This window comes from Ramlibacter sp. AN1133 (assembly GCF_037890035.1).
Lineage (GTDB): Bacteria > Pseudomonadota > Gammaproteobacteria > Burkholderiales > Burkholderiaceae_C > Ramlibacter.
Window position 1 is genome coordinate 71,083 of the sequence record NZ_JBBKTQ010000019.1, and the last position, 13,635, is coordinate 84,717.

The following is a 13,635-nucleotide window of genomic DNA, read 5'->3' on the forward strand; positions in this document are numbered from 1 at the left end:
GAAGACCGCTTGAGCGGACGCTTCGTCGCTGCCTTGCTGATCGGCCTGCTGGCCGTGGTGCAGGCCCAGCTCTGGCTGGGCCGCGGCAGCGTCGGCGACGTCGCCCAGATGCAGCAGAAACTGGCCGACCAGAAGGCGCGCAACGCCGCCGCACAGCAGGCCAACGAGCAGCTGGCCGCCGAGGTGCGCGACCTGCAGGAAGGCCTGGAGATGGTGGAGGAGAAGGCCCGCGCCGAACTGGGGATGGTGCGGCCCAACGAGGTGCTGGTGCAGATCGCCAAGTGACGCGGCGCATCGCGCTCCTCGGCGCCGCAAGCACCGGCAAGACCACGCTGGCGACCGACCTGGCCGCGCACCTGCGCGAACGCGGGCTAGCCGCCGTCGTGGTGCCCGAAGTCCTGCGCGAATGGTGCGCGCGCGAAGGCCGCGCCCCGGGGCCCGGGGAACAGCTCGCGATCGCGCGGGAACAGGAACGCCGCGTGGACGACGCCGCTGCGACGGCCGCCGTCGTGATCGCGGACAGCACCGCACTGGCGATCGCGATCCACGCCGGCATGCGGTTCGAGGACGGCGCGCTCCACCGCTTCGCCAGCGAGCGGCAACGCGGCTACGACGCGACCCTGCTCACCGGCCTGGACCTCGCGTGGCAGCCGGACGGCCTGCAGCGCGATGCGGCGTCACGCGAACGGGCGGATGCGCTCCTGCGCGACCATCTGCAGCACGCGGGTGTGGCCTACCAGGTGGTGTACGGGCACGGGCCGCAGCGCCTGCGGTCCGCCCTGCAGGCCCTCGCCGCGGCCGGCCTCCTGCCGCCGGCGCTGCGCCAAGGCGCAGGCGCTGGGGAAGCCGGCGGCGCGGGCTGGGTCTGGGCGTGCGACAAGTGCAGCGACCCGGCCTGCGAACACCGGCTCTTCACGCGACTGAAGAACGCCCGCGGCTGAGGCCGCGGGTTCCCGGTTCCTGTCCTTCCTGGCGGTCTCCGGGCGGCCGGATGCGCCAACGGCCCGGGCTCAGTGCATCGTCGACGAACCCGGCGGCCTGTCGCCGGGAGAGGTGAAGATCTGCGCGGCATCGACCGCGTCGAAGCGATAGTGCTGGCCGCAGAAGTCGCACGACACGTCGATCTCGCCGCGCTCGGCCAGGATGCCGCGGGCCTCCTCCTCGCCCAGCCCGCGGATCATGCCGGCCACGCGCTCGCGGCTGCAGGTGCAGTGGAAGCGCGGGGTCTGCGCATCGAAGCGCAGCAGCTTCTCCTCCCAGAACAGGCGGCGCAGGATGGTTTCCACATCGAGCTCCAGCAGCTCCTGCGCGGTCAGGCTGCCCGCCAGCGTCGCGATGCGGTTGAAGTGTTCGAGCTGCTCGGCCGGCTCCATCTCGGTGCCCGCCGCGATGTGGCTGCCGCCCTCGGCCGGCAGGCGCTGGATCAGCAGGCCCGCGGCCACCGATTCGTTCGCCGCCAGCACCAGCTTCGTGTCCAGCTGTTCGGACTGGCGCATGTAGTGCTCCAGCACGTCCGCCAGCCGCGGCGCGCCGCCGCCGGTGGTGGCATTGAGCGGCACCACCCCCTGGTACGCCTGCTGGCCCGGGAGGCGGTCCTTCGGATCGAGCGTGATCGCGCAGCGCCCGCGGCCGTTGACGTTCACCAGCTCCTGCAGGTGCGCGCCGGCGGCGACCTCGCCGACCACCTTGGCCGTCACGCGCAGGCTCAGGTCGTGCTGGACCTCGGCGACGGCGACCTTCACCGGCCCTTCGCCGAAGATCTGCATCACCAGCGCGCCATTGAACTTGATGTTGGACTGCATCAGCGCGCCCGCGGCCGCCATCTCGCCGAGCAGTTCCACCACCGGCCACGGCCAGGTGGAGGCGGCGTCGTCGGCGCGGCGGCGCGACAGGATCTCCGTCCAGGCGTCCGTCAGGCGCACGATGTTGCCGCGCACCGGCAGGCCCTCGAACAGGAACTTGTGCAGCTCGGACATCAGCCGATCTTCTTGGCGCGGGCGTGCCGCTGCGCGTTCTGCACGTAGTGCGGCGGGATGCGGCGGAACTTCGCCACCGCCTCGTCGTCGAGCGTGCGGATCGCCTTGGCGGGCGCGCCGACGATCAGCGAGTTGTCCGGGAACTCCTTGCCTTCCGTGACCACGCTGCCCGCGCCCACGATGCAGTTCCTGCCGATCTTCGCGTTGTTCAGGATCACCGCCTGGATGCCGACCAGCGTGCCGTCGCCGATCGTGCAGCCGTGCAGCATCACCTGGTGGCCCACGGTGACGTCGTCGCCGATGGTGAGCGGCACGCCGGGGTCGGCATGCAGCACGGAAAGATCCTGGATGTTGGTGTTGCGGCCGATGCGGATCTTCTCGGTGTCGCCGCGCACGACGCAGCCGTACCAGACGCTGGCGTTCTCCGCCATTTCCACCTGTCCGATCACCTCCGCGCTGCCGGCGACCCATGCGCCTTGCGCCAGTTGCGGCGCCATGCCGTCGAGTTCGTAGATCGCCATTCCTGCGGTTTCCAAGGGAAAAGGGGACATTGTAGGCAGGCACGGCGGCGCGGCCGGGTCCTTAGAATCGGCGCATGGAGCTTCGCCAGCAGGCCCTAGAGGCTCTTTGCGCCGCCGATCCGCGGGAGAAGGTGGCGCTGGTCACGGCCTTGCATGCGCGTGCGGGACAACTGCACCTGGATCCCAGCGCACCGGTGCCGCCCGCAGCCTTGCCGGGCCGGCCGCTGCGTCCGCAGCTCGTTCATCCGGCCCGGGTGCCGCGGCGCTCGCCGGCCACGCCGCAGGGACTGGCCGCGCTGCTGCACGCGATCGCGCACATCGAGTTCAATGCGATCAACCTGGCGCTGGACGCGGTGTGGCGCTTCGAAGGCATGCCCGAGGCGTTCCACCACGACTGGCTGCGCGTCGCGGCGGAGGAATCGCTCCACTTCACCCTGCTGGCCGATCACCTCGCCACCCTCGGCCACGCCTATGGAGACTTCGACGCCCACGACGGCCTGTGGTCCATGTGCGAGAAGACGCAGGGCGACATCGTGGCGCGCATGGCGCTGGTGCCGCGCACGCTGGAGGCGCGCGGGCTGGATGCGACACCGCAGATCCAGGCCAAGCTGCGCCAGGCGGGCACGCCGGCGGCGCTGCGCGCAGTGGAGATCCTCGACGTGATCCTGCGCGACGAGGTGGGCCACGTCGCGATCGGCAATCGCTGGTACCGGTTCCTGTGCGAGCGCGAGGGGCTCGATCCGGTGGCGCACTACGCGGTGCTGGCGCAGCGCTACGGGGCGCCGAAGCTGCATCCGCCCTTCAACGAGGAAGCCCGCTTGCGGGCGGGCTTCACTCCAGCGGAACTGGAGCACCTGGAGCGCGCCAGCGCCCCTTCCCCGACCCTCCCGCGGACGGGGAGGGACTGAGGGGGCTCAAGGCCGCGGCTTCTTGCGCAGCTTGTGGGGGCGCATCGGCCCGACGGCCTTGCGCATCACGGACAGCAGGCCCAGCAGGCCGATGGCGCCGGCGATCGCCAGCATCAGCGACGAGGCCTGGAAGCCGCTCCCCGGCGTGGTGCCCAGCGCGACACGCGCCACGAACTCGCCGCCGATGAAGGCGCCGAACACGCCCACCAGGACGTTCTCGATCCGGTTGATCAGGCTGCGCGTCGGCACGAACACTCCGGCGATCCAGCCCGCCAGCGCGCCCACGACGCACCAGATGAAGGGATTCATCCCGTTCTCAGCGCTTGATCGGGGGACGGCGCGGGGCGGCCGGCGCGCCACGGCGCTCCGGAAGGTGGCGGAACATGATGCGGCCCTTGCTCAGGTCGTAGGGCGACAGCTCCAGCGTCACGTCGTCGCCGGCGATCACGCGGATACGGTGCTTGCGCATCTTGCCGCCGCTGTACGCCACGAGCTCGTGCCCGTTGTCCAGCGTCACGCGGAAGCGCGAGTCGGGCAGCACTTCGGCCACGCGCCCACGCATTTCGATCAACTCTTCTTTGGCCATGGAAATTCCTTTTTGCGTGCAGTCCGGCCACGGCCGGAGCAGGGAGGGGCCATGTCGGGACGCGCGGGGTGCGCGGCGGAACATGGGGAGGTGGAAGGCCGGCCCTGGCGGGCGGGGCACGCAAATCCCGGAGGAGCGATCCTCTCGTCGATCAGGAATCTGCCTGGGGAGGCCGCGGGTCGCGGCGAAGGAGGAAGTTGTATTGTACTCCGCAGCGGCGCTGCGCGCTGGGCACGCCTCAGCCGGTCCGGGCGGTGACGCGGCGGCCCCGCCGGGGGCCCATTTCCGCCGGGCTGGGCGCCGCGTCGTCCTCGGTGAGCGTCATCAGGATGTCCGCGTACCAGGCGCAGTTCAGGCCCAGCGATTCGTCCTGCAGCAGGTCGCGGGTGCCCATGTCCATGCGGGCCGCGTGCACGCCCAGCAGCCGCCACGGCATCTCCGTGCCCGCGCCGGGCCAGCGCATCACCACCGGCGCGCCGCTGGAGCCGCGGTGCATCCGCCCGTCGGTCAGGAAGTAGCCCTCCCCCTGGAAGCGCACGCCGAAGGACGAGGCCACGATCGCGTGCCGCACCACGGGCAGGTGGTGCAGCGTGTCGTAGAACCCGAGCGGAAAGCCGACCACCAGCAGCGAGGCGCCCACCTCCACGTCGGGAATCGCGGACAGCACGTTGCGCGGCTCGAAGGCGCGCAGCACCACGTTGGCCGGCAGCGTCTTGCGATCCAGCTCCAGCACCGCGATGTCGACCGGTCCGCCCGAATCGGTGCCCTGGCGCCACAGCGCCCGGCCGTCGGCGTACAGCGGCACCGACAGCACCGCCCGGCGCGTGAGGTCCGTGGCATCGACGTGCAGCACGAGCTCCACGCGGTCCGGGAAGTGGCCGCTCGGCTCGTCGTGCAGCACGTGGCGGCTGGTGACGGCGTACAGGCGCTCCTTGCGGGCGAAGAAGAAGCAGGTGGCCGCGGTAAGCAGCTGGCGGCCGCGGAAGGTCGACATCCGCGTCGCGCTGAAAAGGAGCGGCTCGGTCACGGGCGAACGCCCTCCCCTGCGGCAGCCCCGCGCCGAAATGGGGCGAGAATGCGTCCAGCAGCATGACGGGAGCGCCACATGAGCGGCAACGAGCAACGCAAGCAGTGGGCGGAACACATCCGGGACGAGGCCCGGGCCCTGGAAGTGCAGCAGCACTCGGCGGGAGCCTCGCACACCCCGCTGGAAGGCCCGCTGCCGTACAGCGCCGACCAGCTCGCCGCCGCGGTGGCCAGCGCCGTGGCCGCCGAGCGGCAACGCTGCGCGGAAGTGGCGGACAGCTGGAGTTCCGAGGCCAGGCTGCTCGAGGCCTTCGGCGACTTCACGGAATGGGAGCTGCGCGCCGCCAGCGCCACCGCGCGCGCGGTGGGCAGCGAGATCCGGGGTGGCGCGGCCACGGGCCGGCCTCGCGGGCCGAAGTGACCCCTTGCCGGTTTCTGGTCCATGCTCCAGTGTGCCTCGTTTCGCTGACCGGAGCGCATCCGCAAGTGTAGGACTGGACCCCGTATGGTGCGCGCCACGCCGCGCGTCGCCACCCGCGTCCTCGGGATCGCGCGGTCGGTCGCCGCGGCGCTCGCGGGTTGGCTGATCCAGCTCAGTCTCTCCGGCGCACCGCGTTCCTAGAATGGGGCGCACCCCTGATGGACCATCCCGCCTCCCTGCCCTTCCTGCGCGAAACCCTCCTGTTCCTGGCGCTGGTGGGCATCCTGATCCCGCTGCTGCAACGCTTTCGCATCAACCAGGTGATCGGCTTCCTGGTGGTGGGCGCCATCGCGGGGCCCTACGGCAGCGGCAGCCTGGCGACGCACTTCCCGGTGCTGTCCTTCCTCAGCTTCCCGCGCGAGCAGGGGGTGCGGGCGCTGGCCGACCTCGGCGTCATCTTCCTCATGTTCCTGATCGGGCTGGAGCTGTCGATCCAGCGCGTCTGGGAGTTGCGGCGCTGGGTGTTCGGCGCCGGTTCGGCGCAGGTGCTCCTGAGCGGCTTGCTCATCGGCGGCCTCGCCTGGGCGTTCGGCAACGAGCCCAGCGTGGCGCTGGTGCTCGGGCTGGTGCTGTCGCTGTCGTCCACCGCGGTGGTGATGCAGCTGCTGGTGGAATCGCGCGCGCTCGCCACCCCCGTGGGGCAGGCGAGCTTCTCGGTGCTGATGTTCCAGGATGTCGCGGTGGTGCCGATCCTGATCCTCGTCGAACTGCTGGGCCGGGACTCCGGCACCGGCCTGTTCCAGAAACTCGGCTACCAGATGGTCGCCTCGCTGATGGTCGTGGCGCTGATCCTGGTGGTCGGCCCGCGGCTGATCCGCCCGCTGTTCCGCACCTTCGCGCGGCGGCGCCAGCCCGAGGTGTTCACCGCGCTGTGCCTGCTGGTGGTCCTGAGCATCGGCGGCGCCACGGCGGCGGCGGGCCTGTCGATGGCGCTGGGCGCCTTCCTGGCCGGCCTGCTGCTGGCCGAGACCGAATACCGGCACGAGGTCGAGATCACCGTCGAACCGTTCAAGGGCCTGCTGATGGGCCTGTTCTTCATGTCGGTGGGCATGGAGATCGACCCGCGCGAGGTGCTGCGCGAGCCGCTGTGGCTCACGTTCTCGGTGGTGGGCCTGCTGGCGATCAAGGCCGTGGTCGCCGCGTCCGTGCTGAAGGTGGCCGGCCTGCGGCGCGGCCAGGCCGTGGAGGCCGGGCTGCTGCTCGGACAGGGCGGCGAGTTCGCCTTCATCGTGATCGGCGCGGCGATGGCGGCGGGCACGCTCACGCGCGACATCGGCCAGTTCATGTTCCTGGTGGTGAGCCTGAGCCTGCTGGTGACGCCGCTGGTGGCGCGGCTCGCGCACCGCCTCGGGCGCTGGATCGACGCCGAATCGCTGGAGCACCAGCGCGAGGCGCAGGAAAGCATGCTGCCGCCCGCCACCGGCCACGTGGTGGTGATCGGCTTCGGCCGCGTGGGGCGCATGCTGGGCGAGGTGCTGTCCGAACAGAACGTGCCCTACATCGCGGTGGAGCACGATGGCGATCGCGCGGCGCGCCTGCGCGAGCAGGGCTTCCCGGTCTACTACGGCAATGCGGCGCGCACCGAGCTGCTGCGCAAGCTGAAACTCGACGAGGCCACCAGCCTGGTGGTGACCATGGACTCCCCCTCGGCGGCGCGGCGCGTGGTGCAGGCCGCGCGCGAACAGGCGCCGCAGCTGAAGATTTTCGCCCGCTCGCACGACGAGGCGCACGCGCGCGAACTGGAGGCCGCGGGCGCGACCAACGTGGTGCCGGAGATGCTGGAGGCGGGCCTGCTGCTCACCTCGCACGCGCTCGGCTCGCAGGGCCTGGGCGCCGCAGCCATCGAGGGCATCATCGCGGCCGAACGGGCGCGGCGCAGCGGCGCGCCGGCTTGAGGCGCCGGGGGCTGCGCGGATGGGCCGGCCCCCCCCCGGGGCGGAGCAAGGAAGAGACTCAGGGGAGGCGGCGGAGCACGTTCGCCACGATGCGGTCGCAGCGTTCGCCGGCGAAGGCGAAGATGTCGCGTTCGGCCACGTCGATTTCCTGCGCGAGCGATTCGCGCAGCATGCTGCGGGCCCGGAAGTGGCGGCTGCGCACGGTGGCCTCGGGCAGGTTGAGGGTCTGCGCCGTTTCCTCGACGCTCAGTTCCTCGACCGAGCGCAGCACGAACACGGTGCGGAAGCTCTCGGGCAGTTCGTCGAGCTTGCGCTCCAGCACGGCCCGCAGCTCCGCCCGCACGAGGGCGCGGTCGGGCGTGTCCTTCTCGTCGGCAGGCATGTGCGTGGCCTCCTGTTCGTCCGGGCCGCCCATGGAGACCATGGGGACGATGTTGTCGCGGCGGGCCTGCCGGCGCATCCGCGCGAGGCACTGGTTCACCACCACGCGCGACAGCCAGGTGGACAGGCTCGCCTCGCCGCGGAAGGCACCCATCGACTGGTAGGCGGCGAGGTAGGCGTCCTGCACGGCCTCCTCGGCGTCGGCCGGGTTGCGCAGCATCGAGCGCGCGAGGCGGTAGAGGCGCTGGTTGTAGCGGCGCATCAGCAGCTCGAACGCCCCCACATCGCGGGCCTGCACCCGGGCCGCGAGGGAGATGTCGTCCAGCTCCTGGGGGAGCGCTTCGGTCTTGAGGTTCATGCGTGTCATTGCACCACCACCACTGCTTTCATGCCAGGGTGGAAGGTGCAGACGTAGTCGTAACGCCCGGCCTTCGTCATGGCACGGCTGAAGCTCTTGCCCGCGGCGATGTTGCCGGAGTCGAACCTGCCCTTCGCGGTGGCCGTGTGGGGCACCATGTCCTTGTTCTGCCACACCACCTTGTCGCCGCGCTTGACGGTGACGGTCCCGGGCACGAACTTCATGCCCTCGATCGTCACCGTGTGCGTGGCGCCGGCCGCCCAGCCGGGCAGCGCGCACGCTGCGGCCAGGCCGGTGGCAAGCAGCAGCTTGCGCGCGCCTTGTTTCATGTCACTTGCCCAGGTCCGCCTGCAGGTGCTTGGCGTGGTCCAGGTGGGCCGCGATGGCGGGGCGCACCTTCTCGATCAGGCCCTTGAGCTCCGCGTTCTTGGCCGAGGGAATCAGCGTCTTGTCGATCGCGTCGAGCACGGCCTGGTGGTACGCCACTTCGTGGTCCACGTACTCCTTGTCGAAGGCCTTGCCCTTGAGCTTCTTGAGCTTGGCGATGTTCTCGTCGCCGCCCTTCTTCAGGCTCTTGCTGGTGTCGTTGTCCTCGGGCTTGACCTTGAGCTTCTTGGCCAGCGCCACGGCCTGCTTGTTGACGCCGGTGTGGTCCGTGATCATCTGCTGGGCGAACTTGTCCACTTCCTTGTTCTTCGACCGGCTCTTGGCCAGCTTGCCGGCGTCGACGTCGATCTGGTTGGCGGTCACGACGATGTGGGCGATCTGCGGGTCGCTGGGGCCTCCCTGGGCCTGGGCGGACAGGGCGAAGGCGGCCAGCGCGGCCAGCACGAAGGGGGGCATCGTTCGGATCATGGTTTGCTTTCTCCTTGGGAGCCCGGCCGGACCGTTGGTCCGCAAATACCGGGTCTGCCGGCATAGATGTCACGGCACGCCGGCGCGTTCCGGCGGCGGGCGCTGCCCGGGGTTTACTCGGCCCGGATGCCCACGGCGCGCACGATGGCCATCGTGCTGTCCGCCTCGGTGGCGATCTGCCGCGCGAAGTCGCGCGCGGTGCCGCCGGTCGGCACGTTCTCGCCTGCCAGCATGCGGGCGCGCACGCCTGGCTCTTCCATCGCGGTGTTGACTTCGCTGTTGATCCGGTCCAGCAGCCGCACCGGCAGGTTGCCGGGCGCGAAGATGCCGAAGTGCGAGGCGAGGTTGGCGCGCGGGAAGCCCAGCTCGGCGAACGTGGGCACCTGCGGCAGGCTCTCGAGCCGGCGCGGCGCGGCCACGGCGAGCGGCCGCAGCCGCGCGGCCTTGATGTAGTCGATCAGCGCCGGCGAAGCATTCACCGACAGCACCTCGAACTGCGCACCGAGCGCGTCGTTGATCTGCTGGCTGCCGCCCTTGTAGGGAATGTGGACGAAGCGCACCTTCGCCGTGGCCTGCACCTCCTCCAGCATCAGGTGGCCCAGCGATGCGAGGCCCGAGGTCGCCCAGCGGATCGTGTCGGGCCAGTCGCGGGCGCGCTGCAGGAATTCGCGGAAGTCGCGCACCGTGATCGCATTGGTGGCGAGCAGGAGCACCGGCGACACCATCACGCTCGCCACCGGAGTGAAGTCGCGCGCGGGGTCGTACGGCACCTTGCCGAGCGCGGGGCTGAGCACCAGCGGGCTGATGGCCGAGAAGGCGAGCGTCAGGCCGTCGGGCGGCGCCTTGGCCAGGGCCTCCATGCCGATCGTGCCGCTGGCCCCGGCGCGGTTCTCCACCACCACCGGCTGCCCGATGCTCGCGGCCATGCGTTCGGCCATCGCGCGCGCGATCAGGTCGCTGATGCCGCCGCTGGGATAGGGCACGATCATGCGCACCGGCCGGCCCGGCCACTGCTGGGCGCGGGCGGGCAGCACCGTGGCCGCCGCGGCGGCCAGCAGGGCGCGGCGCGAGAAGTGCGTCATGCCGTTGGCTCCTCCCTTGCTTGTCCCTTGGTTCAGCCGCGCGGATGGTGCTGCGCGTGCAGCACCTTCAGCCGCTCGCGGGCCACGTGAGTGTAGATCGTCGTGGTCGAGATGTCCGCGTGCCCCAGCAGCATCTGCACCGCGCGCAGGTCGGCACCGTGGTTCAGCAGGTGCGTGGCGAAGGCATGCCGCAGCGTGTGCGGCGACAGCGGCGCCGTGATGCCGGCGGTGGCGGCGTGCTTCTTCACGATCACCCAGAACATGGCCCGGGTCATGCCGTGGCCGCGCGCGGTGACGAACAGGTCCTCGGTCTGCTGGCCGGCGAGGATCGCGGGGCGGGCATCCGCCAGGTAACGCACGATCCAGTCGCGCGCCACCTCGCCGAAGGGCACCAGCCGCTCCTTGCTGCCCTTGCCCAGCACGCGCAGCACGCCCTCGTTCATGCCGAGGTTGAAGGCCTTGAGCGTGACCAGCTCGCTCACGCGCAGGCCGCTGGCGTACATCAGCTCCAGCATCGTGCGGTCGCGCAGGCCCAGCGGCGTGTCCACGTCGGGGGCGGCCAGCAGCGCCTCGACCTGGGCTTCGGTCAGCGTCTTGGGCACGCGCAGCGCCTGCCTGGCCGACTGCAGGCGCAGGGTGGGATCGACGGTGATCAGGCGCTCGCGCAGCGCCCAGCGGAAGTAGCGCTTGAAGACGGTCAGGCGCCGGTTGGCCGAAGTGGCCTTGGTCTGCGCATGGCGGGCCGAGAAATACCCTTGCAGGTCGCCTTCGTCGGTGGCGGGCAGCCGGCGGCCCCGCTGGGCCGCCAGCCACTGCTCGTACAGCGCGAGGTCGCGCCGGTAGGCCGCCAGCGTGTTGCGCGACAGGCCCTCCTCGAGCCAGAGGGCGTCGATGAAGGCATCGATCGCGTCGGACATGGGCGAAGCCACGCTGCCCCGTCGTCCCCGCCGAGGCGGGGAGGACGGGTCCAGGTCAATCCAGCTTCAGCTTCGCCGACTCCACCACCTTCTTGTACACCGCGTACTCGTTGCGGATCTGCTCGGCGAACTGCTCCGGGGTGTTGCCGATGACGATCGAGCCGGTGTCCTCGATGCGCCTGCGCACGGCGGGATCCTCCAGCGCCTTCTTCGTGGCGTCGTGGATCCGCGTGACCACCTCCTTCGGCAGGCCCTTGGGCCCGACGATGCCGTAGTAGGCCAGGCGGTTCACGGGCTCCAGCCCCACTTCCTTGAAGGTCGGCACGTCGGGCAGTTCCTTCAGGCGCTGCGGCGCGGCCACCACGATCGGCACCAGCCGGCCTTCCCTGATGAAGGGCAGCGCCGAGGGCAGGTTGTCGAACATGATCGGCACCTGGCCCGCCACCACGTCGTTGAGGGCCGGACCCGCGCCGCGGTAGGGGATGTGCGTGATGAAGGCGCCCGACAGGCTCTTGTACAGCTCCATCTGCAGGTGGCCGATGCCGCCCGTGCCGGAGGACGCGAACGAGTACTTGCCCGGGTTCTTCTTGATCTCCGCGATGAAGGACTTGTAGTCCTTGGCGGGGAACTTCGGGTTCACGGCGATCACGTTGGGCGTGGCCGCGATGTTGATGATCGGGGTGAAGTCCGTCAGCGGGTTGTACGGGATCTTGGGGTTGATCGCCGGGTTGGCCGCGGTGGTCGACACCGTGGCGATGCCCAGCGTGTAGCCGTCCGGCGGCTGGTGCGCGGTGTCGGTGGCTCCCACCACGCCGCCGGCGCCGGCCTTGTTTTCCACGATCACGGGCTGGCCCAGCACGCGGCCCAGCGGGTCCGCGATGACGCGCGCGATGATGTCGGTGGTGCCGCCCGGCGCGAACGGCACCGTCAGCTTGACCACCTTGTTCGGGTAGCCCTGCGCGAGCGCCGGAGCGGCCGCGGCGCCCAGCAGCGTCGCCGCGGCGGCGATCCAGACACGTCGTTTCATTCGAGTCTCCTTGCGATTTGCTGAAAACGTGCATCGTACGTGCAGATGACGGCTGGGCCAGGCCGGCGTCCGACGAAGCGCGCCGGCCCTCAGCCAGCCGCAAGCTTGCGTTGACAAGGCGGACACGCTGGCCCCGGCAGCCCCGGCGCCTCGGCTATCCTCGCGCGCGTGCATTTTGTCCAGCTCCTCCTGCCCGATTTCTCGCTGATCCTGTGCGGCTACCTCGTGTGCCGCTACACGGCCCTGGACCGCACCGTGTGGGAGCAGGTGGAAAGCCTGGTCTACTTCTTCCTCTTCCCGGTGCTGCTGTTCCAGTCGATCGTGCGCAGCCCGCTGGACCTGGGGGGTGCCTCCAGCATGATCGCCGCCGGCCTGCTGCTGGGGGTCAGCGGCATCGCCCTCGCCTACGCGCTGCCGCACCTGCCCGGCCTGGCGCGCGTGATCGACGCGCGCGAGCACGCGGGGGCGGCGCAGGTGGCCTTCCGTTTCAATTCCTTCATCGCGCTGGCCCTGTCGGAGCGGCTGGCGGGCCCGCGGGGCCTGCTGCTGATCGCCGTCCTGATCGGGGTGTGCGTGCCCCTCTTCAACGTCGGCGCCGTGTGGCCCATGGCCCGGCACGGGCGCACCGGCTTCGGCCGCGCGCTGCTGCGCAACCCGCTGATCATCGCCACCGCGCTGGGGCTGGCCGCCAACTTCGCCGGCCTGCGGGTGCCGCCCTGGCTGGAGCCCACCGTCAACCGGGTCGGCGGCGCCTCGCTGCCGCTGGGCCTGATGGCCGCGGGCGCCGGCATGCAGTTCGGCCACCTGGCGCAGCAGAAGGCGCTGGCCGTGGGGCTGCTCTCGATCCGCCACCTGTTGCTGCCGCTGATCGCGGCCCTGCTCGCGTGGGCCCTGCGGCTGGATGCGGCGCAGACCGTGGTGCTGCTGGCGTTCTCCGCCCTGCCCACGGCCTCCAGCTGCTACGTGCTGGCGTCGCGCATGGGCTACAACGGCGCCTATGTGGCGGGACTCGTGACACTCTCCACGCTTCTGGGGATGGCAAGCCTGCCTTTTGCGCTGGGAGTGCTAGGCCGCACCGGCTGAGCCGTTTACGATCTCCTCATCGTTAGGAGAGCGGGATGCACAAGAACAACATGCCCGCGCTGCTGGGCGCCCTCGCCTTGTGCGTGGCCGCGCCGGCTTCGGCGGCTCTGTACCGATGCGGCAACGTGTTCCAGGACCGTCCGTGCGACGCCCCGGTCGCCAGGGAGGTGTCGCCGCCGGCAGGCGGCACCACGCCCGCGGCGCGGCGACCGGCCAGCGCAGCCTCGGCGGAAGCCGCCCATGGCGCGCACGAGCCCGCCTCCTCCCCTGCCCGTCCCGAAACGGCCGGCGTCCCGGCTCCGGCCGGCGCGGTCGCCGCCGCCTCCGCACCCGCCCGCAAGGGCCCGCCCAGCCTGGCCTGCCCCAACCTGCGCGACCAGCGCACGGCCATCGAAACACAGCTGCGCGCGGCCAGCCGGCCCGAGACGACGCGCATGTACGAACGGCAGTTGCGCGGGGTCGAGCGCAACCTCGACGAAGGCAACTGCCGCTGAAACATCGCCGGCCGCCCCTCCCGGGACGGCCGGCAAACCTACGCG

General features: G+C 70.9%; 18 protein-coding genes. 7 read left to right on the plus strand and 11 right to left on the minus strand.

Features of this window, described 5'->3' with window-relative positions; all coding sequences use genetic code 11:
- Nucleotides 1-9: 9 nt before the first annotated feature.
- Nucleotides 10-285, plus strand: coding sequence for a septum formation initiator family protein (locus tag WG923_RS22220; RefSeq protein ID WP_340353188.1), 276 nt, complete (start codon nt 10-12; stop codon nt 283-285).
- On the plus strand, nt 282-941 hold the full coding sequence (locus WG923_RS22225; RefSeq protein ID WP_340353189.1) for an AAA family ATPase: 660 nt from the start codon (nt 282-284) through the stop codon (nt 939-941). The genes WG923_RS22220 and WG923_RS22225 overlap by 4 nt, the downstream gene beginning before the upstream one ends.
- Before the next feature lie 69 nt (nt 942-1,010).
- Here WG923_RS22225 and hslO read toward each other — a convergent pair whose 3' ends face one another.
- Together hslO and WG923_RS22235 are read right to left on the minus strand one after the other, a co-directional pair.
- Nucleotides 1,011-1,976 carry an Hsp33 family molecular chaperone HslO gene (hslO, locus tag WG923_RS22230; RefSeq protein WP_340353190.1) on the minus strand — a complete coding sequence of 322 codons (966 nt, stop codon included), beginning with the start codon at nt 1,974-1,976 and terminating at the stop codon, nt 1,011-1,013.
- Nucleotides 1,976-2,497, minus strand: a complete 522-nt coding sequence (locus WG923_RS22235; RefSeq protein ID WP_340353191.1) for a gamma carbonic anhydrase family protein — start codon at nt 2,495-2,497, stop codon at nt 1,976-1,978. Before WG923_RS22235 ends, hslO begins: the two co-directional genes overlap by 1 nt.
- Before the next feature lie 74 nt (nt 2,498-2,571).
- On the opposite strand from WG923_RS22235, the gene WG923_RS22240 reads away from it, so the two are divergent.
- On the plus strand, nt 2,572-3,405 hold the full coding sequence (locus WG923_RS22240; protein ID WP_340353192.1) for a ferritin-like domain-containing protein: 834 nt from the start codon (nt 2,572-2,574) through the stop codon (nt 3,403-3,405).
- Between the two features lie 6 nt (nt 3,406-3,411).
- On the opposite strand, the gene WG923_RS22245 is transcribed toward WG923_RS22240, so the two are convergent.
- The 3 genes from WG923_RS22245 to WG923_RS22255 form a co-directional block, all read right to left on the minus strand.
- Nucleotides 3,412-3,714 (minus strand): GlsB/YeaQ/YmgE family stress response membrane protein, encoded by a 303-nt coding sequence (locus WG923_RS22245; protein WP_340353193.1) that lies wholly within the window; start codon nt 3,712-3,714, stop codon nt 3,412-3,414.
- A 7-nt stretch (nt 3,715-3,721) separates the two neighbouring features.
- Nucleotides 3,722-3,991 (minus strand): translation initiation factor IF-1, encoded by a 270-nt coding sequence (infA, locus tag WG923_RS22250; RefSeq protein WP_340353194.1) that lies wholly within the window; start codon nt 3,989-3,991, stop codon nt 3,722-3,724.
- A gap of 238 nt (nt 3,992-4,229) precedes the next feature.
- Nucleotides 4,230-5,018 (minus strand): S1 family peptidase, encoded by a 789-nt coding sequence (locus WG923_RS22255; protein ID WP_340353195.1) that lies wholly within the window; start codon nt 5,016-5,018, stop codon nt 4,230-4,232.
- 78 nt (nt 5,019-5,096) lie between these two features.
- Between WG923_RS22255 and WG923_RS22260 the strand changes: the two genes are divergently transcribed.
- Together WG923_RS22260 and WG923_RS22265 are read left to right on the plus strand one after the other, a co-directional pair.
- Nucleotides 5,097-5,438 (plus strand): hypothetical protein, encoded by a 342-nt coding sequence (locus WG923_RS22260; RefSeq protein ID WP_340353196.1) that lies wholly within the window; start codon nt 5,097-5,099, stop codon nt 5,436-5,438.
- 218 nt (nt 5,439-5,656) lie between these two features.
- Nucleotides 5,657-7,393, plus strand: coding sequence for a cation:proton antiporter domain-containing protein (locus WG923_RS22265; protein WP_340353197.1), 1,737 nt, complete (start codon nt 5,657-5,659; stop codon nt 7,391-7,393).
- A gap of 58 nt (nt 7,394-7,451) precedes the next feature.
- On the opposite strand, the gene WG923_RS22270 is transcribed toward WG923_RS22265, so the two are convergent.
- The 6 genes from WG923_RS22270 to WG923_RS22295 all read right to left on the minus strand — a co-directional run bounded on the left by WG923_RS22270 (nt 7,452) and on the right by WG923_RS22295 (nt 12,013).
- Nucleotides 7,452-8,141 (minus strand): RNA polymerase sigma factor, encoded by a 690-nt coding sequence (locus WG923_RS22270; RefSeq protein WP_445322962.1) that lies wholly within the window; start codon nt 8,139-8,141, stop codon nt 7,452-7,454.
- Nucleotides 8,138-8,461 (minus strand): cupredoxin domain-containing protein, encoded by a 324-nt coding sequence (locus WG923_RS22275; protein ID WP_340353199.1) that lies wholly within the window; start codon nt 8,459-8,461, stop codon nt 8,138-8,140. Before WG923_RS22275 ends, WG923_RS22270 begins: the two co-directional genes overlap by 4 nt.
- 1 nt (nt 8,462) lies before the next feature.
- Nucleotides 8,463-8,987 (minus strand): DUF4142 domain-containing protein, encoded by a 525-nt coding sequence (locus WG923_RS22280; protein ID WP_340353200.1) that lies wholly within the window; start codon nt 8,985-8,987, stop codon nt 8,463-8,465.
- Between the two features lie 113 nt (nt 8,988-9,100).
- Nucleotides 9,101-10,069: a Bug family tripartite tricarboxylate transporter substrate binding protein gene (locus tag WG923_RS22285; RefSeq protein WP_340353201.1), complete on the minus strand. Its 969-nt coding sequence runs from the start codon at nt 10,067-10,069 to the stop codon at nt 9,101-9,103.
- 32 nt (nt 10,070-10,101) lie between these two features.
- Entirely contained in the window at nt 10,102-10,986 is an 885-nt protein-coding gene (gene xerD / locus WG923_RS22290; protein ID WP_340353202.1) for a site-specific tyrosine recombinase XerD, read from the minus strand.
- Nucleotides 10,987-11,041: 55 nt separating this feature from the next.
- The gene (locus WG923_RS22295; RefSeq protein WP_340353203.1) at nt 11,042-12,013 is read right to left on the minus strand and encodes a tripartite tricarboxylate transporter substrate binding protein BugE; all 972 of its coding nucleotides are present in this window, start codon (nt 12,011-12,013) and stop codon (nt 11,042-11,044) included.
- A gap of 168 nt (nt 12,014-12,181) precedes the next feature.
- On the opposite strand from WG923_RS22295, the gene WG923_RS22300 reads away from it, so the two are divergent.
- Together WG923_RS22300 and WG923_RS22305 are read left to right on the plus strand one after the other, a co-directional pair.
- The gene (locus WG923_RS22300) at nt 12,182-13,096 is read left to right on the plus strand and encodes an AEC family transporter (RefSeq protein ID WP_340353204.1); all 915 of its coding nucleotides are present in this window, start codon (nt 12,182-12,184) and stop codon (nt 13,094-13,096) included.
- Nucleotides 13,097-13,131: 35 nt separating this feature from the next.
- Nucleotides 13,132-13,590, plus strand: a complete 459-nt coding sequence (locus WG923_RS22305) for a hypothetical protein (RefSeq protein ID WP_340353205.1) — start codon at nt 13,132-13,134, stop codon at nt 13,588-13,590.
- Nucleotides 13,591-13,635: the final 45 nt, after the last annotated feature.